We start from the raw sequence: 23402 nt of genomic DNA on the forward strand, positions 1-23402 counted from the left end.
GGGGTAGGTCAGATCGTCTCCGAGGGAAACGTCGCAACTTATGCCGGTTATTTCGGTAGGCAGACGTGCTGCGAATATCTCAACTCGTTTAGTTCGAGTTCATCCGACAAGCGTCGATGGGAACGAGAGCCAATGACGAGTTCAAACGCAAAACCAGCCGCCCCAACGAGATGTGGCAAACCGATTTCACCTACTTCAAGATCATCGGTTGGGGCTGGGTGTATCTGTCGACCGTGCTCGACGATTACTCGCGCTACATCATCGCCTGGAAACTGTGCACCACCATGCGCGCCGAGGATGTAACCGATACGCTGGAACTGGCCCTGGAAGCCTCGGGCTGCGACAGCGCGGCAGTGCTGCACAAGCCAAAGTTGCTCAGCGACAACGTCTTATATCGGGAAGTTCTGGCTGCTTAGGTCAGCAGGTCATGGGGTATCCGGTGTCCCGGATGCCCTGATATGGTTACCCAAGCGGTCTCCGCCGTCAAGAAGCGGTCTCTCCCATAGCAAACACAGGGTACGCGCGATGGCTGCCCTCACCGTCCTTAAGACGAGATCCAAAATCCCAAGCGGAAGACCTGAACATTACTACGAGGTCAGCGAACTGCCTCCACGGATCTTGTCAGACAAGGGTCCTTCCGCCTGGGCTCGCCCCCTCGAAGAAGGGGCGATAGGGTTCGCCGTGTTTGACCACGGCGTGTACGGTGCGCGCCATCTTGGCCGCGATAGCGGTGTAGGCCTTGCGGCGCAGATGAGCATTGTGCCGGTCTCGCGCGATGTAGCGTTCGAACTTGTCGCGGAAGCTGTTGGTGCGTTTGAGCACTGCAACCTGTCCAGCCATCCAGAAGGTTCGGCGGAGCCGGGCGTTGCCATACTTTGAGATCTTGCTCTGGCCGCGGAACATGCCGGATTGGACGGTGGCGAGGTCCATTCCGCAGAACTTCAGGAACTGGCGATGATGTCGGAACCGCCTTAGGTCACCAGCTTCAGCGAGGATGGTCAGGGCGTTGATCGGGCCGATCCCAGGGATTGTGGTCAGCAACTGGTAATCGGGCAGATCGGACAGAAGCTCGACTGCCCGCACCTCGATCTCGTTGCGCTGTTTAACCAGGCTGCGCCCTTCGTCGAACACTACAATCACCGGCGATACCATGAGAGCCTGAACAACGTGACGCCTGCTGATGCCTACTTCGGCAGGGCCGAGACCATCATCAAACAACGCGAAAGGATCAAGCGAAGGACCATCCAACAGCGGCGCTTGCAACACCGCAAGCTCGCCGCGTAACATTAACCCAATGACGAGGCCTATACTCCGCTAATTTACGCCCCGAGATGTGCCAGTTGTTCTGACGACGGACAGTTTCGCGCCTTGATGTCCCTGACAAGCGGCAGCAGAAAGAAGCAGATCGAGATACCTGCCAGCGAACCGATGGCCGTCAGTTCATGAAGTGTCGGAGATGCCTCGTCGGTCTCCCACCTGGCAAGGGTGGCTGCGTTGCCAGGTGGGAGGCAAACTCGGCAATCTCCATGTCGAGGCTTTGACGCGCGATCTGAATTCATTTTCCCAGCATCGCCGCCCCCTGTCCTTCTAGTAAAGCACGACTGACCGAATCGACTCGCCGTTATGCATCAGGTCGAAACCCTTGTTGATGTCATCCAAAGGCATGGTGTGGGTGATCATCGGGTCGATCTCGATCTTGCCCTCCATGTACCAGTCGACGATTTTCGGCACATCGGTCCGGCCGCGGGCGCCGCCGAATGCGGTGCCTTTCCAGACCCGGCCGGTGACAAGCTGGAACGGACGGGTGCTGATCTCGGCTCCGGCGGCAGCGACGCCGATGATCACCGACTGGCCCCAGCCGCGATGCGTGCATTCCAGCGCGTCGCGCATGACCTTGGTGCTGCCGGTGGCGTCAAAGCTGTAATCCGCGCCGCCGATCTGATCGAACGGGGTTTTCGTCATCTCGACGATTTCCTGAACGACATTTTCGACATTCTTCGGATTGACGAAATGGGTCATGCCGAATTTCTCGGCCATTTCCTTCTTGTCGTCGTTCAGATCGACGCCGATGATCATATCGGCCCCGGCAAGGCGCAGCCCCTGAATCACGTTCAGGCCGATGCCGCCCAGGCCAAAAACCACCGCTTTCGCGCCGATCTCGACCTTGGCGGTATTGATGACCGCGCCGATGCCGGTGGTCACGCCGCAACCGATATAGCAGATCTTGTCGAAAGGCGCGTCTTCGCGAACCTTGGCGACGGCAATCTCCGGCAGAACAGTGTAGTTCGAGAAGGTGGAGCAGCCCATATAGTGATGGATCACCGTACCGTCATCGAGGCTGAAACGCGACGTTCCATCGGGCATCAGCCCCTGCCCCTGAGTCGCGCGGATCCGGGTGCAGAGATTGGTCTTGCCCGACAGGCAGGACGCACATTCGCGGCATTCAGGTGTGTAAAGCGGGATGACATGATCACCGGGTTTCACGGATTTAACACCCGGGCCAACCTCGACCACGACACCAGCGCCCTCATGACCCAGGATCGAGGGAAAGAGACCTTCCGGGTCGGCGCCCGAGCGGGTGAATTCGTCGGTGTGGCAGATGCCGGTCGCCTTGATCTCGATCAAGACCTCGCCTTCCTTCGGCCCTTCGAGATTGACCTCTATCACTTCCAGCGGTTTGCCTGCCTCGAAGGCTACGGCGGCACGGGTTTTCATGATCGATTCCTTTGTTTCAAGCCTGTCCGGCGATGCGGGAGAGGCAATCTTCGCGTATTGAGGAAACTGGCGAAGCCTCGACAAAAGGGAGGATCAAGGCTTCGCCTGGTCAGGCGGCGGCGGAGGTAGCAGACGCCAAACGTGTCTTGCTGACAAGATGACGGTAATGGTATGCACCATCCAAAAAAGCCAATTTATCTGGATCTAGCGTCCGAAAATGTGAACAGAGCATAGCTCTTGCGCGATGAGTTGTGATTGCCAGCGTAAGGGTTGCTGGCGCTATTTTGATGCTGTTTCAAAAATTACCCAAGCAGAACATGGCCGAAGTGCAACTAGCAATCGCCACATCATCTTGCCACGATCTTGTCGGCGAGACCGATTCTGGGCCGGGTTTCACATGCATCCCGTACGGTTGACATGTGCGGGATAGGCTTACATTACGTGATTATGGTGCGTCAGAGGCTTCATCGGCGACCTCAAATTGCATGGCTAGGCAAAAGTATGCAAAATCCTGCAATTCGAAGCGAACAAAACCGCAACTTCGTCGCGGAAAATCAAAACGTTCTGGGTTCTTCAGACCGGGCCAACTAATGGCCACATGAAACAGGATATTAGATACGATCGCGTCAGATCAAGCATGTCGCGAATTTTAGACACCCCGTTCATATGTAAAGTCTTTGTAACAGCGACACGTTGGGCTGACACTAATGGTCTATTCTATGCAGCAAAAGCTACAGAAGGAGTGACGATATGGGCGCACGTTTGTTGATCGAGAACATGGAATTCCTCCGCCACTTTTGGCATCCGGTCGCTACCCTCGACGAGTTCGAGAAGGCCGACTCAATGGGCAATGGCCCTATGGCAGTCACCTTGCTGGACGAGAAGGTCGTTATTGCTCGTCTCGACGGAAAAATGGTCGCGATGAAGGACCAATGTGTCCACCGCTCGGCGAAACTGTCGGGCGGCAAAGTCCAGGAGGACCAGCTTCAGTGCCCGTACCACGGCTGGATGTACAACGCAGAGGGCAAGTGCACCTTCATGCCGGCATGCCCGACGCAGAAGATTTCTTCGCGCGCCAAGGTGGCGAACTATGAATGCGAGATGAAGTACGGCCTGATCTGGGTTCGCCTGGATAGCTCGTGGAACGTGACTGAAATCCCGTATTTCAGCGTTGCCGACGACCCGAAGATGAAAATCGTAGTGCAAGAGCCCTACTGGTGGAATGCCAGCGCGCCGCGCCGCTGGGAAAATTTCACGGACTTTTCCCACTTTGCATTCGTTCACCCGGGCACGCTATTCGATCCTAACAACGCCGAGCCGCCCATCGTGCCGATCGATCGCGTGAATGGCCAACTGCGCTTTATCTATGACACGCCTCCTGGCATGGATGTTCCCGATCAGGCGCCCATCGGCAATTTCACCTATCACTGCAGCATGCCGTTCACGATCAACCTGGCGGTTCAGAAGTATGTAGGGAACAGCCTTCACGTCCTGTTCAACGTGTCCTGCCCGGTGAACGCGAAGCAGACGAAGAACTTCCTAATTTTCGCCCGCGAGAAGAGCCTGAACGATTCGGATCATCCCCACATCGCCTTCAACGACCTCGTCTTTGCCGAGGACCAGCCGGTCATCGAATCGCAGTGGCCAGAAGAGATCTATGAAGACGAGCTGTCGGTCGTGACCGACAAGATTTCGATACAGTACAGGAAATGGATCAAGGAACTGGAAACCGCCCACGCGCAGGGTAAGGAAGCTTTCGAGAAGGCTCTCCTGTCTCCAGTTCTGGAAAGCGACCGGATGCATCCTGAACTACAAGCGGCTGCGAGCTGACGCTCGGCCAGATTTCAGGAGATATTCCAGTGTCAGTCCAATTCACGACGAGTTCTCCCGATGCGCTGCTTCGGGAGTTCAACCAGAGAATCGTCCAGGAAGAAACCTGGGGTAAGGCGGAAGGCTGGGTGCTGCAGGAGTGCGAAGCCTTCTACCAGCATTCCGAGGACATGTCGGATGTCGGCGCAAGGCTTGTGCCAAGCGTCGATGCAGGCACGTTGACCTTTGAACTTCAGGCCGATGGCGGCAAGGGCATTCCACCCGATCTGACCAAACTGTATTACACGAGGCTGGTGGAAACCTTTCTGCGGTGGATGGACGTGCGCTTTGATGAGGTTCGACTGAACTGAGCAGTCACGAACCCGTCAAGGAGAAACGATTTGGAACGGAAAGGAAGGAAGTTGGCTTTGTATATGAACACCGCCGAACCGGAGAAGATTCTTCGGGCATTTAACGCGTCGGTCGGCAAGATCGACCAACCTCATGACGGCGCAAGATGGCTTCGGCCGAAGAACTCGGACTACTTCACGCATGCGCACCCGGAATGGGCTTACAAGTCATGGGTGCTGCCCAGTGTCCGCCAGAGATCACTGGTGTTCAACATCATCAGGCCCGAGGACCGCTATGTTTCGGTGAAAGCCTATGCCGCCTACCACGCCGAGCTTGTCGGCACGCTGATGGATGCGGGATTGGCGAACCCTCTGGACATAAAGATGTCGTCGCGATGCGCCGACGGCGACCTCAATGCCTAACCTCAAGAGAAGTAAGGACACACCGATGGCTAGTGCAGACACGTTCCAACCAATGCACAACATCTTCTGCGAAGATGTAGAGAAACAGAAGCAATTTTATGCTGCGATCTTGGGCTGGGATGATGTTCCCGAAGCCTCTTCGCCCATCTACCGGGTTCTGCAGGGCAACGGCTTCCAACTGGCCTTCAACGGTATCCGGGCCTATGAGCTTCTGGGTCTGAAGGATCGCGAGAGAAGCAGGACCCCGACATCCACCGTCGGCACGATGGTAACGTTCGTGGTCGAGGACTGGGCAACGGTTGACGAGATCGCGCGCAAGCTGCCCGAGCTTGGTGGGTCGATCGTCAAGGGGCCGTTTGCTACCTATTACGGGCAATGGCAGTTGATCTTCAACGATCCAGAATTCAACATTGCGCGCATCACCGCGATGACTATCCCCGAGGTTGCCGAAATTCCGGTTGTCAATTTCGACTAGGGATTTCCGGAGTAAGGCGTCAAATTGTTGGTTTTAAGTAAGAAATTACGCCGAATCTGCCGAAATTGCCATTGAGAATTGACTCATGTGCAACCTTGCCCGGCTTGAACAGGCTGGGGGCAGATGGAGTGATTGACATGGGATTCTTGAGGATAATTCGGAAATGGGCCCTGCGCGACCAGTTGTCTACCGGCGGTGTGGGCGTGCGCAGCTTGGGTCGGATCCTGTCGAGCCGGCGGTTTCAACGTATTTTTGCGGCAATGCTATTTGCGGTGACGGCACATTTCATGGCCTTCACCTATGTTGAATCGTTTCTCGGCGAGACTGCGTCGGTACCAAGCCGGGCGGTTGCACCAATGTTCGTTGCCTTCGGCGTCGCGGGCATTGCCGCGAACGTGGTCACCGGGGCGCTGATCGACAACTGGCTGAAGATGATCGTGCCGGTTTCGCATATTCTCGCCTACTATTCGCTATGTGTTCTCGCACTGTTCGGCGCCGAACTCGGCTTTGTCGGCGTTGCCCTGGCATTGATACTCTGGGGCGGTGCGATCGCGGCCATCCTTGTGGGATTGCAGACCTGGGTTTTGAAGGAAGCCGGCGCCGATGCGTTGCAGGCGTCAGCCATTTACGTTGCGTTTTTCAACGGGGCGATCGGCTTCGGCGCCGCGGCAGGAGCGGGTTTGCTGGAGACGGCGGGATTGTCGGGCCTGTTTCTCTGTGCGGCTGCTCTTGTTTACGTTGGGATCGCATCCATTATCATGTTGCGTGAATCTGACCGGCGGCCTGTTCAAACCGGGAATCGCGGCGAAATCCCGGATCCGGCTGACTGATGGAACCGGCTTACCGGGATGGTGCGCGGTGCCTCCATGAACGGCTGGCCCGTCCCGCATATCGGCAGATATTTGGGTCAGCCTGTTGCCGCCACCGTGTCAACCGTCTCCGTTCCGGGCGCATCGTTGTATTTATCATGCCCAATGATCCATGGCATCAGCATCCCAGGCCGCAGCAACGCTTTCGAGCCCGCAAGTTCGCCTCATGCTTACCAACATGATCGCAGGCGTACCGCTGGAGAAGATTTGCGAGGATATATGATGACTGAGGATGGTTTGTCCTTCGATCTGCGGCCATTGCGGTATGTGCTTGCGGCCCATGACGAACTGAGTTTCTCGCGGGCGGCCCGGGTGCTCGGCATGCGTGTCTCAACGATCAGCCGCAATGTCCGATCCTTTGAGGACGAGATTGGTGTGTCGCTGTTCGAGCGAACGACGAGCGGTGTCCGTCTCACGGATGCCGGTCGCCGGTTTCTTGGAGAGATCGTTCCGGCCCTGCAAATGATTGAATCTGCTCTGCAGCATGCGGGTGCTGCCGGGCGGGTCGAGGAAGGAACTGTCCGGATCGGGATTATTACCACGCTGGCAGGCGGGTTCCTGCGGGACCTGATCACTTCGTTCCGGCAAGCCTTCGACGGTGTCCATCTCGCCGTCGTTGATGGTGGGCGGCGCGAGCATTTGCGCGCGCTTCGATCCCGTGAACTTGACATGGTTTTCCTGACCGGCAACGATCAGATAGGCGGTTGCGATGTGTTTGAGCTTTGGCGCGAGCGGGTACATGTCGCGCTCGCTGCTGATCATCCCTTTGCCGGCAAGGATGCCCTGGACTGGTCCCATCTTCGAGATGAGCAGTTTATCATATCGACACATGATCCCGGCCCGGAGGTCCATGACTATATCATCCGACGCATCGCCGATTACAGCACATATCCAAGTATTGCCTATCGCCCGGTGATTCAGGAAACACTCATGCATATGGTGGCGATTGGCGAGGGGATCACAGTGGTTTCGGAGGGCTGGACGAGCATGGCCTTCCCGGGGCTTGCACTGGTTCCGCTGACGGCAGAAGAGGATATTATTCCGTTCAGCGCTATTTGGTCGCCGGATAACGATAACCCGGCATTGCGACGCTTCATCAGTTTCGCGAAGGTGCTGTCGTCGAAACGCCGCGATGATCTCAGTGATCAGTAATTGGATTGCGATCCGGGGCGTGTGCCGAGATCAGCCCCGACTGATTTTGCCGCGGGCGGTGATCGCAGTTGCGCTTTCGATTTCCGACTCCTCCAACCGCGATCGGAGCGCGGGAAAGCCTCCAGCATATGCGGGATCAGCGCCGCGGTATCAACCGGCTCGTAGAGACGGCTGTGCTCTGTGGCATAGAGATCAAGCTCTTCTTTGAGCGGCTCGGGCAGGGAAAGGGTGATTTTCACGGTGCCGAGTTTGGGCAGTGGTCCGAGTTTCAGTTTGGACATCATCATGCTCCATCAGGTTCGATGATCAAATCGCGGCCAACTATCACCCGCACCGGAAACCCCGGCCGGATGGTCAGTGTCGGCTCTACCTGCAGCTGCCGCTGGACGATCTGCTGGCCGGTGTCATCGATGGTATCGACTGCGCCCTCGCGGATGGCGCGGGTGAGGCGGTCCTCGTTGTCACTCGCGAGCTCAGTGCCGGCCGCGAGCAGCGTGGACAGGCCCGCGGCTTTCATCAGATCCCACCAATGGTGATCGACACCATCCTCGAGCCCGGCATAGCCGCTCGCGTCCGCACCCGACAGGCGCTCCAGCACGAGCGAGCGGCCATCCGGGAAAATCAGCCGGGTCCACACCAGCAGCACCCGGCGCTGCCCGAAACCGACACTGTCATCATATGCGCCGATGAGCCGGGTGCCCTGGGGGATCAGAAGGATCGAGCCGGTCGGACTGTCATAGACGGGTTCGGTGACCTGGGCGGTGATCTGGCCGGGCAGATCGGAGCGGATGCCGGTGATGAGCGCCGCCGGGATGACGGAACCCGCCTGCAAGATATAGGGCGAAGCCGGTGCCGTGACGCGATCCGGCGCCACCACCGGCCGATCCACCGGACCGTCGAGAAAAGCGCGCCGTCCATCCTGTCCGACCGCCGAACCGGGTTGCCCGGCGAGACCGGCCAGACCCGACCGGGCGACACCGGCTGCCGCAGTCCCGGTATCTGGCCCGGTCTCGAAGAACACCCCGCTGAGCCTCGCAGCCTCTGCCTCGGCGCGGCGGCGTTCTTCCTCCGGATCGACCGTCCGCGTGGTGACGGTGGACAGGTCGACCGGCTTTCCCTGCTGCTGCGCTTTCAGGATCGGCCCACCGAGATCGCCGGGCAGGGCCGGCCCGAGTTCCGGGCCGGTATAATCAGATGGCAGTTCCGCGAGACCATCCGCCGTGGGCCGATTTTGGGTCGAGTAGAGCTCCTCACCGCCCGGTGCTGCTTCGCGGGTCTGCAGCGCATAGATCAATGCCGCACAAATCCCGAGCAAGACCACGGCACCGACAGCGATGAGCAATTTGCGAGACAGGCGGGTGACGCGCGGCGGGTTCGGGGGCATCCGCATTCGCGCAGCGGTATCGGTCCCGCTCATGATGACGCGCCTCCCTTGCCCATATCACCCCTTGCCGAAGCCTTGGTCTGTGTCGGTGCGATCCTGACGATCCGCACCAGTTGCTGGCGATCGCCACTGCCGAGCCGCAGTTCGGCGGCCGCAAACAGCCGGTCGACGATCAGCATATTGCGGGAGACCCGGCTGTTGACGATTTGCGGTGTGCCATCCGGCCCCAGCACGAAGATGGGTGGCATCTCGCCCTGCACGATGCCGGGTGGGAAGACGACATAGACATGGCGGCCATCATCGAAGACGGAGACGGGCCGCCAGGGCGGGCTGTCGCCCGGAATCTGCAGCCCGTAGCGGTAATTGCGTGCCGAGGTTTCCGGAATGGCTGGCCGCGCCGCGGTGGCGCGCCGCGTGATCCGCGACTGCGGATAATCCCAGGACACGGCCGGCATCCAGGTCTCCTCGCTGGCGCGCAGCTCGATCATGTAGCTGCGCCGGTCGGTGCTGATGACCAGGTTGGTCGAGATATCGGGCCGGGTCGGCTTGACCAGCACATGGATGCGGGCGTCTGCCCCGGACCCGCTTGTCGTATCGCCGATGATCCAGCGGGTGGTATCGCCCGCCGCGATCGGGCCCGTGCCGGCGAGGGTCTCGCCGGGCTCCAGCGCGATATCGGTGATCTGCCCGGGTGCGGCATAGACCTGGTAGAGGGCGCCCTCCGACCAGGGATAGACCTGGATGGCGTTGTAATAGCCCTCCCGGCGCGGCTCGACGCGGGCCGCGGCATTGGCATTCGCGACCTGCGAAGCTGGCGTGCCCGCCGCCACGCCGCCTTTCGCGGGTGTCCAGGAGGGCGGCCTGTGCAACGGTTCGGGCACTGTATCCGCCTCCACCGCGGGCGGGTCCGGCAGGGGCGGGACATGATCGTCATAGCGGAATTGCGGCGGCTTGTTCGTGGCGCAGCCGGTCAGCGCCAGAGTGGCAAAGACGATGCTCAATCCGTATATGAGACGCTGACGCAAATGTTTTTGGGGAGAAGGCAACAGATGGTGCAGCATGGAGATATTGCCGAAAAATTTTCGCTGTTCTCGGAGCATTGGCGCCCGAAAGTAATCGCCAGCCTCAACGGGCAGGAGATGAAGATCGTCAAGGTTCAGGGTGTCTTTCCCTGGCATCATCATGAGGATTGCGAAGAAATGTTCCTGGTCTGGAAGGGACGCTTCCGGGTGGAGTTCCGCGACCGGGTCTGTGACATGGGACCGGGAGAGTTTGTCGTCGTTCCGCGCGGCGTCGAGCACCGTACTGCGGCCGATGAGGAGGCGGAGATCCTGATCTTCGAGCCCGCCGAGGTCCTGAACACCGGCAATGTCACCGATGAGAGCTTCACGGCGCCGCAAGGCGTGACGATCTGAAACGGTTCTCATTGGCTCATCTCCCGCGACCAGCTGATGGCATTGACATAGATGCCGAGGGGATTGGCGCGCAGGCGCTCGGCGGTGCGCGGGGTCTGGATGACGATGGTCAGGATCGCGGTCCAGCGTTCGGTGCCTGATTGCTGGCCATTCTCGTAGTGGCGCTCGGTCCAGGCGACGCGGAAAGAATTCGGCGAGGCCCGGATGACGGATGACACCTCCACCGAGACCTGTTCCTCGCCGACCTTGGCAAACGGATCATCGGCACGGGCATAATCATTCAATGCCGCCGCGCCACGATCACTGGTGAACGCGTAGGCGCGCAGCCAGTTCTGGCGCAGGATCACCGGATCGGCGGGCAACCCGCGGGTCTGCTCGATGAAACGGCCGAGATGGAAGGCGATCTGCGGATCGGTCGGCTGATAATCGGCATCGGCGGGCGCCACCGCCTGTGCCTCGCCCAGCGCATCGACCTGCACCACCCAGGGGACCACGGTGCCGCGCGCCGATTGCCAGACCAGGGCCGCGGCAAACCCCGCCGAGAGGACCAGGCAACCGAAGGCCATGTAACGCCAGTTCCTTGCCTGCACCCGGGCCGAGCCAATGCGCTCGTCCCAGGCTTGCGCGGCCTTTTGATAGGGTGTCTCGGGCTCCGGGGTCCTGCCGTAATGCGTGGTTGGGCGTCTGAAGATGTTCATGGGCGAGTACTTTCGGAGAGATTGACGGAGGCGCCGGGGCCGTGGCTGTCGCCCGCGCGGACGGCATGGGCGGTCACCCTTGCGCCCTGGCCGAGCCCCGGATGGCGGCGCAGGCGCTGCGCCCAGCCGGGTGCAGTGCCGGCAGCGACAGAATTACTTGGCGCAGAAGACTCGTTCCCACCCACCGTGCCCATGGTGGAACTGCCGCCGGTGGCCGCGATGCTGGATTTGGCACCCTGCGCATAGTTGGTCTTCATGCTGTCCCCGGCGCGGGCGGTGACCCGCTTCAGGGGCGAGATGGCGGCTCTGCCTGCAGCGCGCCCGACACCGCCGAGACCGGATACAGCCCCGCCGATGCCGGATTGTCCGCCGGTTCCGAGCCGGTAGGCGGTGGCGGCGCCACCGGCAAGCGCCGCGCCGCCACGTGCGGCAGCTGCACCTCCGGACAGCGCGGCCGCACCCCCGCCGGCCGCAAGCGTTGCGGCTCCGCAAGCAGCTGCAGCTGCGCCGCCAACCGCCAGCCCGGTACCGGCGGCAGCACCGGCACCCAGTTGCGGGCCGCCGGAGACCAGCCCGGTGGCGATGCCGGGCCCGAAAATCCCCAAGCCCAGCAGCGACAGTGCGGCCAGCACGATCGCCATCGCCTCATCGATCGTCGGGGTGACACCGCCGAAGCCCCGGGTGAACTGACCGAAGAGCGTCGAGCCGATGCCGATGATCACCGCGAGTACCATCACCTTGATACCGGAGGAGACGACATTGCCCAGCACCCGCTCGGCCATGAAGGCGGTCTTGCCGAAGAGCCCGAAGGGGATTAGCACGAATCCCACCAGTGTCGTGAGCTTGAACTCGATCAGGGTGACGAAGAGCTGCACGGAGAGGATGAAGAAGGCGAGGATCACCAGCGCCCAGGCGAAGAGCAGGCAGGCGATCTGGATGAAGTTCTCGAAAAACGCCACCCAGCCCATCAGATCGGAGATGGATTCCAGCAGCGGCCGTCCGGCATCGAGCCCGGTCTGGGCGACCCGGCCGGGCCGCATCAGATCGGCATTGGTGAAGCCGGTGCCCGAGGCCATCAGGCCGAGACCGGCAAAACTCTCGAAAGTGATCCGGGCAAGATTGTTCCAGTTCGAGATGATATAAGCGAAGACGCCGACGAAGAGCGTTTTCTTCACCAGCCTTGCGATGATATCGTCCTCGGCGCCCCAGGCCCAGAAGAGTGCGGCCAGCGTCACATCGATGACGATCAGCGTGCTGGCGATGAACGCCACCTCGCCGCCCAGCAGACCGAAGCCGGAATCGATATAGGAGGTGAACACCTCCAGGAATTGATCGATGACGCCGGTGCTTTCCATGCGATCACTGTCCCTCGTGTTCCTGTGGGGCGACCGGGTCCGGCGTCTTGCCCCGGAACCGGTCGCGGGGCGCGGCCCAGATGTTCAAGCATTTTTCGTCCTTCGCGGCCGCCTTCCCCATTTGCTGACAGCGGCGCTGTTCCGTGTGCAGCGGATCCTCGGGCAGCAGGCGAATCTCCGGCCCGGGTGACTCCGGCAGATCGCCAGACTCCTGCAACTGGATCACGGTCACCGTCATGGCCACGGCGAGCAGCAGGATCGCGAGAACACGCGGCCAGAACGGATCATGCATGGCATTCGCCTCCGCCGGTCATCACTCGCTGAACATGCGGGCATGGCCCGGCCGGTAGCCGGAACCGGGCGCCAGGAACCGCTCGCGCTGAATGCGGCCCTGCTCGGCGGCCGTGGCGCGCTCGGCCTCGAGCAGCGCTGTCGCGCGGCCATTGGCGGACATCACCGCGACCAGGTCGGAGAGCTGCTGCGACTGCAGCGCCAGCAACTGGTTCCCGGCCTGGGTGGCCTGGAGCGCGCCAACGGCATCCTGGCTTTCATCGACCAGCGCGGCCATCTCGGCGCGGTTGCTGTCGATATGGCCGACGGCACCGGCCTGCACGCGCATGGCGTCCTGCAAGCCACCGACAGTGGTTTCCCAGCGAGCACGGGCATCCGTGAGAAGCTGCTGATCCGTCGCCGAAAGCGAAAGTTCCCCGTAATCCTGCTGAAACGCCTGGTCGATGTTCTCGACATCGAAGGCGATGTTCTGGGCCTCACCGAGCAGCTGCCTGGTCTCATCGACATTCTGTTGCAGTTGCTGCAGCGCGCTATAGGGCAGGCTTTCGAGATTGCGGGCCTGGTTGATCAGCATCTGCGCCTCGTTCTGCAGCGAGGTGACCTGGTTGTTGATCTGCTCGAGTGCCCGCGCCGCCGAGAGAATATTCTCGGCATGGTTCTGCGGGTCATAGACAATCAGGGGTCCGCCGCCGATGCCGAACAGGGCATGGGCGGGTGTGCTCAAAACTGATGTTACTAGTGCCAAGGAAACGATTACGACGCCAGCCACCCGAAACCGATGGCGCCGGCGGCGCGGGGCGAGGTTGAATTTGTGTGTCACGGATTGATCTCCTCTTCGGTCATGTCCTCGTCTGTGGCGAATTCGGTATTGGATACCGCCGAAATGGCCTCATCCTCGCCGGGCGCACGGGCATCATCGGACCGTGATGTGCTTTCCCTTGCCGGCTCTTCCGTCCCGGCCGCGAGATTGGTGAGCTCGGGGATCAGATCGGCGGCCCAGGCGACGCCGCGCGCCCTGAGCCAGGCGGCCAGGAACCCGTCGCGGCCATGTTCCGCGAGAATTTGCGTGATCAGCGCCTGGTCGGATTTGGATGACGCCGCGCAGAGCGCGAGACCGATCTCTGCGAGCCCCAGCTCAAAGAGCCGGTTGCCGCGCCGGGACTGGCAGTAATAATCGCGTTTCGGCGTGGCCCGGGCGAGGATCTCGATCTGCCGGTCATTGAGACCGAAACGGCGATAGACACGCAGGATCTGCGGCTCGATGGCGCGTTCATTCGGCAACAGCAGCCGCGTCGGGCAGGACTCAATAATCGCCGGCGCGATGGGGGACTGGTCGATATCCGAGAGGCTTTGCGTGGCGAAGATGACAGAGGCGTTCCTCTTGCGCAGCGTCTTCAGCCATTCGCGCAGTTGCTCCGCAAAACCCTGGTCATCCAGCGCCAGCCAGCCCTCATCGATGATCAGCAGCGTAGGTCTGCCATCGAGCCGGTCACCGATGCGGTGGAAGAGATAGGACAGCACGGCGGGGGCCGCGCCGGTGCCGACCAGCCCCTTGATCTCGAAGGCCTGAACATCCGCATGGCCCAGATGCTCGGTCTCGGCATCGAGCAATCGGCCGTAAGCCCCGCCGATGCAATAGGGGCGCAGCGCCTGTTTCAGATCATTCGCCTGCAACAGCACCGCGAGTCCGGTGAGGGTCCGTTCTTCGATCGGCGCCGAGGCGAGCGAGGTCAGTGCTGTCCAGAGATGCTCCTTCACCTCCGGGGTGATCCGGATGCCCTCGCGTGTGAGAATGGCCACGATCCAACCGGCGGCCCAGGCACGTTCATAAGTCTCATCGATGCGGGCGAGCGGCTGCAGCGAAACGGAAACCTCTTCACTTTCCGTCAGCCCGCCGCCGAGATCGTGCCAGTCGCCGCCCATGGCCAGTGCCGAGGCGCGAATGCTACCGCCGAAATCGAAGGCGAAGACCTGACTTCCTTCATAGCGGCGGAACTGCATCGCCATGAGCGCCAGCAGCACGGATTTGCCGGCACCGGTCGGACCGACGACCAGCGTGTGTCCGACATCGCCGACATGCAGGGAGAACCGGAACGGGGTCGCGCCCTCGGTCCGGCCGTAGAGCAGCGGCGCATCTTGGAAATGCGCGTCCCACGCCTCGCCCGCCCAGACGGCCGAGAGCGGGATCATATGGGCGAGATTCAAGGTGCTGATCGGTGGCTGGCGGATATTGGCATAGGCATGTCCCGGTAGGCTCCCGAGCCAGGCATCTACCGCATTGACACTTTCCGTCATGGCGGTGAAATCCCGCCCCTGGATGATTTTTTCCACCAGCCGCAGCTTCTCGTCGGCGACGCGGGGCTCGGTGTCCCAGACAGTCACCGTGGCGGTGACATATGCCATGCCGGCCGTATCGGCGCCGAGCTCCTGCAGCGCCAGATCGGCATCCGCCGCCTTGTTCGCCGCATCTGTGTCGACCAGCGCCGATGGCTCATTGGTCATCACCTCTTTCAGGATCGCGGCGATAGATTTGCGCTTGGCGAACCATTGGCGCCTGATCTTCGTCAGCAGCCGTGTCGCATCCGGTTTGTCCATCAGGATGGCGCGGGTCGACCAGCGATAGGGGAAGGCGAGCCGGTTCAGATCGTCGAGAATGCCGGGCGTGGTCGCGCCCGGAAAGCCGGTGATGGTCAACACCCGCAGATGATGATCGCCCAGCCGCGGCTCCAGCCCGCCGAGAAGCGGCTGGTCGGCCAAGAGCGCATCGAGATGCATCGGGATCTCGGGCACGCCCACGCGCTGCCGGTTGGTGGAAATCGTCGAATGCAGATAGCTCAGCGTCTCGCCATCATCGAGCCAGCGGCATTCCGGCATGAAGCCGTCGAGCAGCGCCAGCACCCGGTCGGTCTGATCGGCAAATCCGCGCAGCAATTCCCAGGGATTCACGCCCGCGCTTTCGCGGCCCTCATAGAGCCAGCTCTCGGCTCGCGCCGCATCCTCGGCGGGCGGCAGCCACAGGAAGGTGAGATAATAGCGGGAGTCGAAATGGCTGCTGTCTTCCTCAAAGCCCGCTTTCCGCTCGGCGTCGACCAGAGCCGAGGCCGTATCGGGAAACATGCTGCCCGGATAACTGGCCGCCTCGCTGCGCTGCGCCTCTACGAAGATCGCCCAGCCGGAGCCGAGGCGGCGGAAGGCATTGTTGATGCGGCCGGCGACCGCCGCCAGTTCGGCGGCGACCGAGGACTCCAGGTCCGGTCCCCGGAACCGCGCCGTCCGCTGGAACGATCCATCCTTGTTCAGTACCACGCCCTCGCTGATCAGGGCCGCCCAGGGCAGGTAATCGGCGAGGCGGGTGGCATGGCGGCGATATTCGGCGAGATTCATCATGCGTTTGGCCCCCTCACACCGCAAGATGGCTTGGCAGGCGCAGATGCCGTCGCGCGACCTCGACGAAGAGCGGATCGCGCTTCGCCGCCCAGACAGCGGCGATATGACCGACAGCCCAGATCACCAGCCCGGCGAGCCAGAGCTGGAGCCCGAGGCCCACGGCACCGGCCAGCGTGCCGTTCAGGATCGCGATGCTCCGTGGCGCCCCGCCGAGCAGGATCGGCTCGGTGAGCGCGCGATGCACCGGGACGGAGAAGCCCGGCACCGCGTCAAGCTGTTCAAAGCTGGCGGCCATCAGATCAGGGCTCCACCGCCGAAGCTGAAGAAGCTGAGGAAGAAGGAACTGGCCGCGAAGGCGATGGAGATGCCGAAGACGATCTGGATCAGCCGCCGGAACCCGCCGCCGGTATCGCCGAAGGCGAGCGTCAGCCCGGTCATGATGATAATGATCACCGCGATGATCTTGGCCACCGGCCCCTCGATGGATTCGAGGATCGATTGCAGCGGTGCCTCCCAGGGCATCGAGGAACCCGAAGCATGGGCGGCCCGGGCCGTGAGGCTGACCCAGGTGATCATCGCCGCAGTGGCGATATGGTGACGGATGCGCAGGGCATGACGGATCATGCGGGATCTCCTTGATCATGAGGAATGACAGGCGTGATGGCGTAATCGCCATCCGGAGTGAGCCCGTCGACACGGGCGAGCTCAGAGAGGCGGCGGGCCGATCCGCGCCCCGAGAGCACGGCGATCAGACCGATTGTCTCGGCGATCAGCGCCCGCGGGACGGTGATCACCGCCTCCTGGATCAGCTGCTCCATGCGGCGCAGCGCGCCGATCGCCGAACCGGCATGGATGGTGCCGATACCGCCCGGATGGCCGGTGCCCCAGGCTTTCAACAGGTCGAGCGCTTCCGGACCCCGCACCTCGCCGATCGGAATCCGGTCGGGGCGCAGGCGCAGCGCGGACCGGACGAGATCGGAAAGTGTCGCCACGCCATGCTTCGTGCGCATGGCGACGAGATTGGGTGCAGCGCATTGCAGTTCCCGCGTATCCTCGATGAGGACGACGCGGTCGGTGCTCCTGGCGACTTCGGCCAGAAGCGCATTGGTCAGCGTGGTCTTGCCGGTCGAGGTGCCGCCGGCAACAAGGATATTGGCATGGGTGGCCACGCCCAGCCGCAGCGCCTCGGCCTGCAACCGGGTCATGATCCCGCCCGTGACATAATCCTCGAGCGTGAAGACCGCCACGGCAGGCTTGCGGATCGCGAAGGCGGGCGCCGCGACCACCGGCGGCAGCAGGCCCTCGAAGCGCTCGCCACTCTCCGGCAGTTCGGCAGAAACCCGTGGCGCCCCGGCATGGGTCTCGGCGCCGACATGATGCGCCACCAGCCGGATGATCCGTTCACCATCGGCGGGGGACATCATCTCGCCGGTGTCCGTCAGCCCTTCGGTGAGCCGGTCGATCCAGAGCCGCCCGTCGGGGTTGAGCATCACCTCGACGGTCACGGGATCGTCCAGAAACCGCGCGATCGCCGGCCCGAGCGCGGTCCGGAGCATGCGGGCTCCGCGCTCCAATGCCGCCGGTTTCCGATGCGTATCCACCATGCCGTCCCCGTTCCGCTTGTGGGCGCCTCCAACAGGCGACCCTGGATCGGGGACAAGTAAAAGAACCTGATTTTGCGGGGGTTCAACAGGTTTCAGACGGGCGTCGTAGCCTGGCGTGCAATTACAGGAGAACGGCGGAATCGGTTCCGCGAGACGGGGGGCGTTGCCGGGCCGGGCCGCGAATCAGAATGGAGTATTCGCCATGTCCGGCACCGTTCGAGCGCGAATTCTCAGGGACTGATCAATGCGCACCGACGAAGAGTGGTGTAAGCCCGGACAGGGCGGAGCGTATGGTCCACCAGATCGTCCAGGGAAGTTCCCGAGCGGCCCCGGATGATCATGCCTCTCGGTCTTGGACCGGCGCTATATCTTCTCGATGAGAGTGACGGCCGGAAGGCCGTCGAAATGCTTGTCGCAGGTCAGCAGCATCGCATCATGCGCCTGCGCGGTGGCGAATATGGTCGCATCCGCGGTCGCCAGTCTGTGCTTGCGGCAGGCTTCGGCGGCCGCGAGGGCGATTTCCGTGTCGAGCGGAGCCACCTGGCAGACCTGGGTAAAGGCAATGACCTGGTCCGCCTTGTCCTCGCCGACCTCCCGGGTCAGCCATTTGGCGAGTTCCAACTGTACCATGGTGGGAACCAGCCAGTCGGCGCGCTCGGGCAGATGCTCGGCCACCTGCTCTCCGGTCGGAGAACCTGTCAGCCATTCGATCCAGGCCGAGGTATCGACGAGCACCATCAGAAGCGATCCGACCGGTCGCGGTAATCCGTGGCCGAAGCCCCCTTCGCCAAGCCCTTCAATGCCTCCCGCTTCGGCACCGGGACGAGCAGCACACCGGTGCCCTTGGGGATGAAGGCGAAGGTCAGGCCCGCTTCCCAGTGATGGGCGGTGCGGATCGCCTTGGGGATCGATATCTGGAACTTCGAGGACAGGGTTGCGGTCTCCGGCATCTTCATACCCTTTCATGATCGATGCGGGAAACGTAAGATATCCGGAGGGCCAGTTCAAGATGGCGGATCGATCCCATCTCAGATTTGGGCAAGCGGAGATGGGATATGCCATCGCATCAATGCCATTCGAACGGGAATTCATCCGGACTTTCCGGCTGACGGATCATCCTGCCCGGTAACATCCTGCGGTATCTCGGCCAGGAAACCGCCGCCCTGCTGCAGACGCCTGCCGAGGGTTTCCACGAAACTCTCGAAACGCTCGCGTCCCTTGACCTGCGCGGCCGCCTGGTCTTCCGCCGCCAGCGGCGGAGTGATCGTCAGCCAGAAGCGGATGAAGAGCGCCAGCGTATCGGCGATGATGCGCAGATCGCGTTCAAGCCTTGCGCTTTGGCGCGAGAGACGATCAAGTCGCCGGGTAAAGGCGGCCTCGCGCATATCCTGGGCATCGGGCGAGAGAAAGGAGGCGATGGCTGCTTCGGCCACGGCGGATCGCGACAGCTTCTTTCGCTGGGCGAGATCGTCGAGCCGGTCGAGCAGATCGGCGGGCAGGGTGAGGCAAAGGCGTCTGCGCATATCGGCTTCTAGAGCTCCATCCCGTCATCGGGGTCGAGTGAGGTCGTTCGCGCGAGCCCGTTCATCTGCCGCTGCAGGGCCCTTCGCTGGCGGGTGCTGTCCGCAGATTCCTCATCGAGCATCATGGTGAACTCGCTTTCCGGCGCCGGTGCCTTCTTCTCGTGAACCACCTCGACATGTTCGGGCAGGTCCGGTTCCCGCCGCAGGCTGGCATTGGCCTTGTCCTCGGGCTTATGACCGATCGTCCTTGCCGCTGCCGCGAGATCGGCATCGGGCTGTTTCGGTGCGAGCGCCGACCAGCTGTCGACCCCTGCCGAGATCGCGATCCCGGCCGGATCGGGCGGCGGCAGGATCCGCTCGGTGAAGCGATGGTCCTCGAAATAGCGGGCCTTCTTCGCCCGAACCGGCGGGGTGCCGGCGACCATGACGATCTCGTCGTCTGCAGGAAGCTGCATGATTTCGCCGGGTGTCATGAGTTGGCGTGCGGTCTCGGAGCGCGAGACCATGATATGGCCGAGCCAGGGCGCCAGCCGGCTGCCGGCATAGTTCTGCATGGCCTTCATCTCGGTGGCGGTGCCGAGCGCATCGGAGACCCGCTTGGCGGTGCGTTCGTCATTGGTCGCGAAACTCACCCGGACATGGCAGTTGTCGAGGATCGCATTGTTCTGCCCATAGGCTTTCTCGATCTGGTTGAGGGATTGGGCGATCAGGAACGACTTGATCCCGTAGCCGGCCATGAAGGCGAGCGCAGATTCGAAGAAATCCAGCCGGCCAAGGGCAGGGAACTCGTCCAGCATCATCAACACACGATGCTTGCGGTCCGTCGCATGCAGATCCTCGGTCAGGCGCCGGCCGATCTGGTTGAGAACCAGCCGGATCAGCGGCTTGGTGCGCGAGATATCCGAGGGCGGCACGACGAGATAGAGCGTGGCCGGCTGCTCACCGGCAATCAGGTCGGCGATGTGCCAGTCGCAGCGCGAGGTGACTTTGGCGACGACGGGGTCGCGATAGAGCCCGAGAAAGGACATCGCGGTGGAAAGGACACCGGAGCGTTCATTGTCGGATTTGTTCAGCAACTCGCGCGCGGTCGAGGCGACGACCGGATGGGGGCCGGCTTCGCCGAGATGACGCGTCGTCATCATCGCCTTCAGCGTGACTTCGATCGGATGGCGCGGATCGGAGAGGAACGCGGCCACCCCGGCCAGCGTCTTGTCCGTTTCGGCATATAGGACATGCAGGATCGCGCCCACCAGCAGGGCATGCGAGGTCTTCTCCCAGTGATTGCGCTTTTCCAGCGAGCCCTCGGGATCGACCAGCACATCGGCGATATTCTGGACGTCGCGGACCTCCCATTCGCCGCGGCGGATCTCGAGGAGCGGATTATAGGCCGCCGAGGCCGCATTGGTGGGATCGAAGAGCAGGGCATGGCCATGTCGCGACCGGAACCCGGCGGTCAGCTGCCAGTTCTCGCCCTTGATGTCATGGACGATGGCCGAGCCCGGCCAGGTCAGCAGCGAGGGCACGACGAGACCGACGCCCTTGCCTGACCGGGTCGGCGCGAAGCAGAGCACATGCTCGGGCCCGTCATGGCGCAGGTAATCCCGGCCATGCCGGCCCAGCACCACGCCATCCGGCCCCAGCAGGCCGGCCCGCGCGATCTCTTTCCGGTCGGCCCATTTCGCCGATCCGTAAGTGTCGATCTCGCGTGCCTCGCGGGCGCGCATGACCGACAGCGTGATGGCGGCGGCGATTGCCAGGAAACCGCCCGAGGCCGCGATGATGCCGCCCTCCCGGAAGATGCGCGGCGCATAGGCCTCGAAAAGATACCACCACCAGAAGAGGGCAGGGGGATAATAGACCGGCCAGCCGGCCAGTTCGAACCAGGGGGCGCCGAGCTGTGGCTGGAAGCCGAGGCGCCAGGCCACCCATTGCGTGCCGCCCCAGCAGGTCAGCAGGATGATGAGGAAAACGAGGATGATCTGTCCCCAGAGAATTTTCGTGCCGGACATGGAAGGTTCCTTTCGTCAGAGTCCGAGATCGCGCTTGCGCCCCAGCGCCCAGTCGATGCCGCCGCCATCTTTCGCGATTCCGGAGATGTGCTGGCCGAGCTTGGTGTCGATTTCGCGGGACCAGGGCACGAGCTGGAAGCCGGGGCCCCCGTCGGGTCCGGGTCCCTCGATCATGGCGAAACGGCCCGATGAGAGAGTGAGCTGGCGGCGATAGGTGCCGGACACATAGTCTCCGGCCTGTGGCGTCACATGGGACATTCCGGTCTCGGCCGAGAGCCGATGGCCGGTCATGTCGAGCTCGCGCCTCCGGAGGGTTGCCAGCAGGTTGCGTTGCAGGATGATGCGCTGCCCCTGGCGCCGGGCGAGCCCCTCATCGGCGAGATGTTCGGCCCGCGCATCCATCGCCGCGCGCACCTCCCTGCCGAACCCGCCCATGGCGAGCGGCAGGGCATCGTGCGCGACCAGCCGGTGATCCAGCCAGGTGGCGCCGGGGGCGGAGACCTGCGCCGCGAGATCGAGATCGGAGCGGTTGGCGAGTACCAGTGTGGGGCGCGGATCCTCCGGCCCACCGAAGCGGCGGAGCTCGACGATGCCACCGATATCGGGAGCATGCTCGAAGGCCTCGATGCCGCGCAGCCGGATATGATGGGCCCGGCCATCGGTGCCGTCGACCACGGCATAGGCCTCCCCGGTCAATTCGTTATGCAGCCCCTTGTCGATGAGCCGCCCGATGACCCGGGGACCGTCCCGGCCGGGATCGATCACGAAGTCGGAGATGCCGCGATCCAGTCCGCGCTCCGTGAAAGCGCGATGCATGGTCTTGATGATATCGCCGCGCTGGCCCAGATCGCGCAGGGTGCGTTCGGCGTCCTGCCCGATCACCCATTCGCCCGGACCGGCCTCTGATGCCAGCCCCAGCTTGCGCAGATGCTGGAGACGGCCGATCATCAGCCGGCGGATGTCCGGGTCGGCCGGCCCCTTTGCCTCGGGCCGCAGATCGATATAGCCGATCTCATCGGTGCGAAACCGGATCTCGCGGTCCAGCCGGGTCCAGCGCTCGGCGGTCATTTCCCGTTCCAGGCCCAGGCGCACCTCGTGTTCGGGTTTTGGCCCCAATTCGAGCGAGACCAGGTCCTCGGCGCGGGAGCGCAACCCGGAACTGATATAGTCGCGGGAGATGACCAGGTCCGTCCCGCTCCGGTCGATGCCGCGCACCAGCAGATGGACATGGGGATTGTCGGTGTTCCAGTGATCGACCGCGATCCAGTCGAGACCCGTGCCGAGATCGGTCTCCATCTGCCGGACCAGGTCGCGGGTGAAGCCCTTGAGGTCCTCCATCTCGGCCGCATCCTCGGGCGAGATGATGAAGCGGAAATGATGCCGGTCCTCCCGGCAGCGGGTGGTGAAGTCGAGATCATCGGCGCGATCGGTCTCGGCATCGAACATGATGCCGTGCTCACCGTCCCGGCTGACGCCCTCGCGCTTGAGATAGGAGAGATGGGCCGACATTGGCGCGGCGCGAAACGCGCGTCCCTTGTGGCGGGCGATACGCGCCGCGACAACGACGCGACGTTGCGCCCCGAAGAGCCGGTTGCGGGCGAAGACATTGCGGCCGCGCCCGAACCGCGAAGCACTTCCCAAACCGGCGCGGCTTCCCGAGCGCGAGGATCGCGTGCCGCTCTCCGTGGTCCGGGCATGTTTGGCCGCGCGCAGCACCTGGTTGATGAAGCTCTTGGGACGTGGCGCCGGCGTGGCGCGTGGCTTGCCGGGACGGATGCGAAACTCACGCTCATCTGTGCTCATGACAGCCTCCGGATGAATGCAGTTGGCCCGCCCATACGGGGAGCCCCTGATCTTGCAGGGAAAATCACCGATGGATATGCACGACCGACCGCCATATGCACAAAACACAGAGCCATTCCAATGGCTTGTGGGTGTTTTGC

The 23402-nt window shown here is 62.5% G+C and carries 24 protein-coding genes and 3 pseudogenes; 9 read left to right on the top strand and 18 right to left on the bottom strand.

Annotated elements, in window-relative coordinates; genetic code table 11:
- Window positions 1-125 precede the first annotated feature (125 nt).
- Window positions 126-386 (top strand): annotated as a pseudogene (locus Q0601_RS04975) (DDE-type integrase/transposase/recombinase); the annotation flags it as partial.
- A 235-nt stretch (window positions 387-621) separates the two neighbouring features.
- Here the strand turns inward: Q0601_RS04975 and Q0601_RS04980 are convergent.
- A pseudogene (locus Q0601_RS04980) lies at window positions 622-1134 on the bottom strand (transposase); the annotation flags it as partial.
- Here Q0601_RS04980 and Q0601_RS24865 point away from each other — a divergent pair.
- Window positions 1108-1284, top strand: a pseudogene (locus Q0601_RS24865) (IS3 family transposase); the annotation flags it as partial. The pseudogenes Q0601_RS04980 and Q0601_RS24865 overlap by 27 nt on opposite strands.
- A 303-nt stretch (window positions 1285-1587) precedes the next feature.
- On the opposite strand, the gene Q0601_RS04990 reads toward Q0601_RS24865, so the two are convergent.
- Window positions 1588-2715 carry an S-(hydroxymethyl)glutathione dehydrogenase/class III alcohol dehydrogenase gene (locus Q0601_RS04990; protein ID WP_305287744.1) on the bottom strand — a complete coding sequence of 376 codons (1128 nt, stop codon included), beginning with the start codon at window positions 2713-2715 and terminating at the stop codon, window positions 1588-1590.
- A 750-nt stretch (window positions 2716-3465) separates the two neighbouring features.
- Here Q0601_RS04990 and Q0601_RS04995 point away from each other — a divergent pair.
- The 6 genes from Q0601_RS04995 to Q0601_RS05020 all read left to right on the top strand — a co-directional run bounded on the left by Q0601_RS04995 (window position 3466) and on the right by Q0601_RS05020 (window position 7793).
- Window positions 3466-4545 (top strand): aromatic ring-hydroxylating oxygenase subunit alpha, encoded by a 1080-nt coding sequence (locus Q0601_RS04995; protein ID WP_305287746.1) that lies wholly within the window; start codon window positions 3466-3468, stop codon window positions 4543-4545.
- A gap of 29 nt (window positions 4546-4574) precedes the next feature.
- Window positions 4575-4895 (top strand): hypothetical protein, encoded by a 321-nt coding sequence (locus tag Q0601_RS05000; protein WP_305287748.1) that lies wholly within the window; start codon window positions 4575-4577, stop codon window positions 4893-4895.
- 57 nt (window positions 4896-4952) lie between these two features.
- A complete protein-coding gene (locus tag Q0601_RS05005; protein WP_305287751.1) occupies window positions 4953-5297 on the top strand; it encodes a hypothetical protein in 345 nt (114 codons plus the stop codon).
- Between the two features lie 25 nt (window positions 5298-5322).
- Window positions 5323-5772 carry a VOC family protein gene (locus Q0601_RS05010; RefSeq protein ID WP_305287753.1) on the top strand — a complete coding sequence of 150 codons (450 nt, stop codon included), beginning with the start codon at window positions 5323-5325 and terminating at the stop codon, window positions 5770-5772.
- Window positions 5773-5900: 128 nt separating this feature from the next.
- The gene (locus Q0601_RS05015) at window positions 5901-6602 is read left to right on the top strand and encodes an MFS transporter (protein ID WP_305287755.1); all 702 of its coding nucleotides are present in this window, start codon (window positions 5901-5903) and stop codon (window positions 6600-6602) included.
- Between the two features lie 36 nt (window positions 6603-6638).
- Window positions 6639-7793, top strand: coding sequence for a LysR family transcriptional regulator (locus Q0601_RS05020; protein ID WP_305287757.1), 1155 nt, complete (start codon window positions 6639-6641; stop codon window positions 7791-7793).
- Here the strand turns inward: Q0601_RS05020 and Q0601_RS05025 are convergent.
- From Q0601_RS05025 to trbG, 3 genes are read right to left on the bottom strand one after another with little or no spacing between them, the layout of a single operon-like run.
- Complete coding sequence (locus tag Q0601_RS05025; protein ID WP_441847967.1) at window positions 7787-8074, bottom strand: DUF2274 domain-containing protein; 288 nt, start codon at window positions 8072-8074, stop codon at window positions 7787-7789. The genes Q0601_RS05020 and Q0601_RS05025 overlap by 7 nt on opposite strands.
- 2 nt (window positions 8075-8076) lie before the next feature.
- Window positions 8077-9210: a TraB/TrbI/VirB10 family type IV secretion system protein gene (locus Q0601_RS05030; protein ID WP_305287761.1), complete on the bottom strand. Its 1134-nt coding sequence runs from the start codon at window positions 9208-9210 to the stop codon at window positions 8077-8079.
- On the bottom strand, window positions 9207-10238 hold the full coding sequence (gene trbG, locus Q0601_RS05035; protein ID WP_305287763.1) for a P-type conjugative transfer protein TrbG: 1032 nt from the start codon (window positions 10236-10238) through the stop codon (window positions 9207-9209). Before trbG ends, Q0601_RS05030 begins: the two co-directional genes overlap by 4 nt.
- On the opposite strand from trbG, the gene Q0601_RS05040 reads away from it, so the two are divergent.
- On the top strand, window positions 10227-10592 hold the full coding sequence (locus tag Q0601_RS05040; protein WP_305287764.1) for a cupin domain-containing protein: 366 nt from the start codon (window positions 10227-10229) through the stop codon (window positions 10590-10592). The two genes, trbG and Q0601_RS05040, sit on opposite strands and share 12 nt — an antisense overlap.
- Before the next feature lie 8 nt (window positions 10593-10600).
- Here the strand turns inward: Q0601_RS05040 and trbF are convergent, their stop codons facing one another.
- The 13 genes from trbF to Q0601_RS05105 all read right to left on the bottom strand — a co-directional run bounded on the left by trbF (window position 10601) and on the right by Q0601_RS05105 (window position 23262).
- Window positions 10601-11290: a conjugal transfer protein TrbF gene (trbF, locus tag Q0601_RS05045; protein ID WP_305287766.1), complete on the bottom strand. Its 690-nt coding sequence runs from the start codon at window positions 11288-11290 to the stop codon at window positions 10601-10603.
- Entirely contained in the window at window positions 11287-12645 is a 1359-nt protein-coding gene (trbL, locus tag Q0601_RS05050) for a P-type conjugative transfer protein TrbL (protein ID WP_305287768.1), read from the bottom strand. Before trbL ends, trbF begins: the two co-directional genes overlap by 4 nt.
- Window positions 12646-12649: 4 nt before the next feature.
- Complete coding sequence (trbK-alt, locus tag Q0601_RS05055; RefSeq protein WP_305287770.1) at window positions 12650-12937, bottom strand: putative entry exclusion protein TrbK-alt; 288 nt, start codon at window positions 12935-12937, stop codon at window positions 12650-12652.
- A 21-nt stretch (window positions 12938-12958) separates the two neighbouring features.
- Window positions 12959-13705, bottom strand: coding sequence for a P-type conjugative transfer protein TrbJ (gene trbJ / locus Q0601_RS05060; RefSeq protein WP_305287894.1), 747 nt, complete (start codon window positions 13703-13705; stop codon window positions 12959-12961).
- Between the two features lie 47 nt (window positions 13706-13752).
- Window positions 13753-16323: a conjugal transfer protein TrbE gene (gene trbE / locus Q0601_RS05065; RefSeq protein ID WP_305287773.1), complete on the bottom strand. Its 2571-nt coding sequence runs from the start codon at window positions 16321-16323 to the stop codon at window positions 13753-13755.
- A gap of 13 nt (window positions 16324-16336) precedes the next feature.
- The gene (locus Q0601_RS05070) at window positions 16337-16618 is read right to left on the bottom strand and encodes a VirB3 family type IV secretion system protein (protein WP_305287775.1); all 282 of its coding nucleotides are present in this window, start codon (window positions 16616-16618) and stop codon (window positions 16337-16339) included.
- Window positions 16618-16947, bottom strand: coding sequence for a TrbC/VirB2 family type IV secretion system protein (locus tag Q0601_RS05075; RefSeq protein WP_305287777.1), 330 nt, complete (start codon window positions 16945-16947; stop codon window positions 16618-16620). Before Q0601_RS05075 ends, Q0601_RS05070 begins: the two co-directional genes overlap by 1 nt.
- Window positions 16944-17879 (bottom strand): P-type conjugative transfer ATPase TrbB, encoded by a 936-nt coding sequence (gene trbB / locus Q0601_RS05080; protein WP_441847969.1) that lies wholly within the window; start codon window positions 17877-17879, stop codon window positions 16944-16946. Before trbB ends, Q0601_RS05075 begins: the two co-directional genes overlap by 4 nt.
- A 411-nt stretch (window positions 17880-18290) precedes the next feature.
- The gene (locus Q0601_RS05085; protein ID WP_305287781.1) at window positions 18291-18665 is read right to left on the bottom strand and encodes a type II toxin-antitoxin system VapC family toxin; all 375 of its coding nucleotides are present in this window, start codon (window positions 18663-18665) and stop codon (window positions 18291-18293) included.
- On the bottom strand, window positions 18665-18877 hold the full coding sequence (locus Q0601_RS05090) for an AbrB/MazE/SpoVT family DNA-binding domain-containing protein (protein ID WP_305287783.1): 213 nt from the start codon (window positions 18875-18877) through the stop codon (window positions 18665-18667). The genes Q0601_RS05085 and Q0601_RS05090 overlap by 1 nt, the downstream gene beginning before the upstream one ends.
- 138 nt (window positions 18878-19015) lie before the next feature.
- Window positions 19016-19450 carry a ribbon-helix-helix protein, CopG family gene (locus tag Q0601_RS05095; protein ID WP_305287785.1) on the bottom strand — a complete coding sequence of 145 codons (435 nt, stop codon included), beginning with the start codon at window positions 19448-19450 and terminating at the stop codon, window positions 19016-19018.
- Between the two features lie 8 nt (window positions 19451-19458).
- Window positions 19459-21459 carry a conjugal transfer protein TraG gene (locus tag Q0601_RS05100; RefSeq protein ID WP_305287787.1) on the bottom strand — a complete coding sequence of 667 codons (2001 nt, stop codon included), beginning with the start codon at window positions 21457-21459 and terminating at the stop codon, window positions 19459-19461.
- Window positions 21460-21474: 15 nt separating this feature from the next.
- A complete protein-coding gene (locus Q0601_RS05105; protein WP_305287789.1) occupies window positions 21475-23262 on the bottom strand; it encodes a relaxase/mobilization nuclease domain-containing protein in 1788 nt (595 codons plus the stop codon).
- Window positions 23263-23402 lie beyond the last annotated feature (140 nt).

The organism is Paracoccus wurundjeri, from assembly GCF_030678915.1.
Taxonomy (GTDB): Bacteria; Pseudomonadota; Alphaproteobacteria; order Rhodobacterales; family Rhodobacteraceae; genus Paracoccus; species Paracoccus onubensis_A.

Excerpts from the sequence above, each read along its gene's own strand:
- Q0601_RS05070 (WP_305287775.1), bottom strand. The coding sequence starts at position 16,618 with ATGGCCGCCAGCTTTGAACAGCTTGACGCGGTGCCGGGCTTCTCCGTC.
- Q0601_RS05095 (WP_305287785.1), bottom strand. The coding sequence starts at position 19,450 with ATGCGCAGACGCCTTTGCCTCACCCTGCCCGCCGATCTGCTCGACCGG.
- Q0601_RS05025 (WP_441847967.1), bottom strand. The coding sequence starts at position 8,074 with ATGTCCAAACTGAAACTCGGACCACTGCCCAAACTCGGCACCGTGAAA.
- trbE (WP_305287773.1), bottom strand. The coding sequence starts at position 16,323 with ATGATGAATCTCGCCGAATATCGCCGCCATGCCACCCGCCTCGCCGAT.
- Q0601_RS05010 (WP_305287753.1), top strand. The coding sequence starts at position 5,323 with ATGGCTAGTGCAGACACGTTCCAACCAATGCACAACATCTTCTGCGAA.
- Q0601_RS05020 (WP_305287757.1), top strand. The coding sequence starts at position 6,639 with ATGAACGGCTGGCCCGTCCCGCATATCGGCAGATATTTGGGTCAGCCT.
- Q0601_RS05105 (WP_305287789.1), bottom strand. The coding sequence starts at position 23,262 with ATGAGCACAGATGAGCGTGAGTTTCGCATCCGTCCCGGCAAGCCACGC.
- Q0601_RS05040 (WP_305287764.1), top strand. The coding sequence starts at position 10,227 with ATGGTGCAGCATGGAGATATTGCCGAAAAATTTTCGCTGTTCTCGGAG.
- trbB (WP_441847969.1), bottom strand. The coding sequence starts at position 17,879 with ATGCTCCGGACCGCGCTCGGGCCGGCGATCGCGCGGTTTCTGGACGAT.
- Q0601_RS05085 (WP_305287781.1), bottom strand. The coding sequence starts at position 18,665 with ATGGTGCTCGTCGATACCTCGGCCTGGATCGAATGGCTGACAGGTTCT.
- trbF (WP_305287766.1), bottom strand. The coding sequence starts at position 11,290 with ATGAACATCTTCAGACGCCCAACCACGCATTACGGCAGGACCCCGGAG.
- Q0601_RS04990 (WP_305287744.1), bottom strand. The coding sequence starts at position 2,715 with ATGAAAACCCGTGCCGCCGTAGCCTTCGAGGCAGGCAAACCGCTGGAA.
- Q0601_RS05030 (WP_305287761.1), bottom strand. The coding sequence starts at position 9,210 with ATGAGCGGGACCGATACCGCTGCGCGAATGCGGATGCCCCCGAACCCG.
- trbL (WP_305287768.1), bottom strand. The coding sequence starts at position 12,645 with ATGGAAAGCACCGGCGTCATCGATCAATTCCTGGAGGTGTTCACCTCC.
- trbG (WP_305287763.1), bottom strand. The coding sequence starts at position 10,238 with ATGCTGCACCATCTGTTGCCTTCTCCCCAAAAACATTTGCGTCAGCGT.
- Q0601_RS05100 (WP_305287787.1), bottom strand. The coding sequence starts at position 21,459 with ATGTCCGGCACGAAAATTCTCTGGGGACAGATCATCCTCGTTTTCCTC.
- trbK-alt (WP_305287770.1), bottom strand. The coding sequence starts at position 12,937 with ATGCATGATCCGTTCTGGCCGCGTGTTCTCGCGATCCTGCTGCTCGCC.
- Q0601_RS04995 (WP_305287746.1), top strand. The coding sequence starts at position 3,466 with ATGGGCGCACGTTTGTTGATCGAGAACATGGAATTCCTCCGCCACTTT.
- Q0601_RS05090 (WP_305287783.1), bottom strand. The coding sequence starts at position 18,877 with ATGCCGGAGACCGCAACCCTGTCCTCGAAGTTCCAGATATCGATCCCC.
- Q0601_RS05075 (WP_305287777.1), bottom strand. The coding sequence starts at position 16,947 with ATGATCCGTCATGCCCTGCGCATCCGTCACCATATCGCCACTGCGGCG.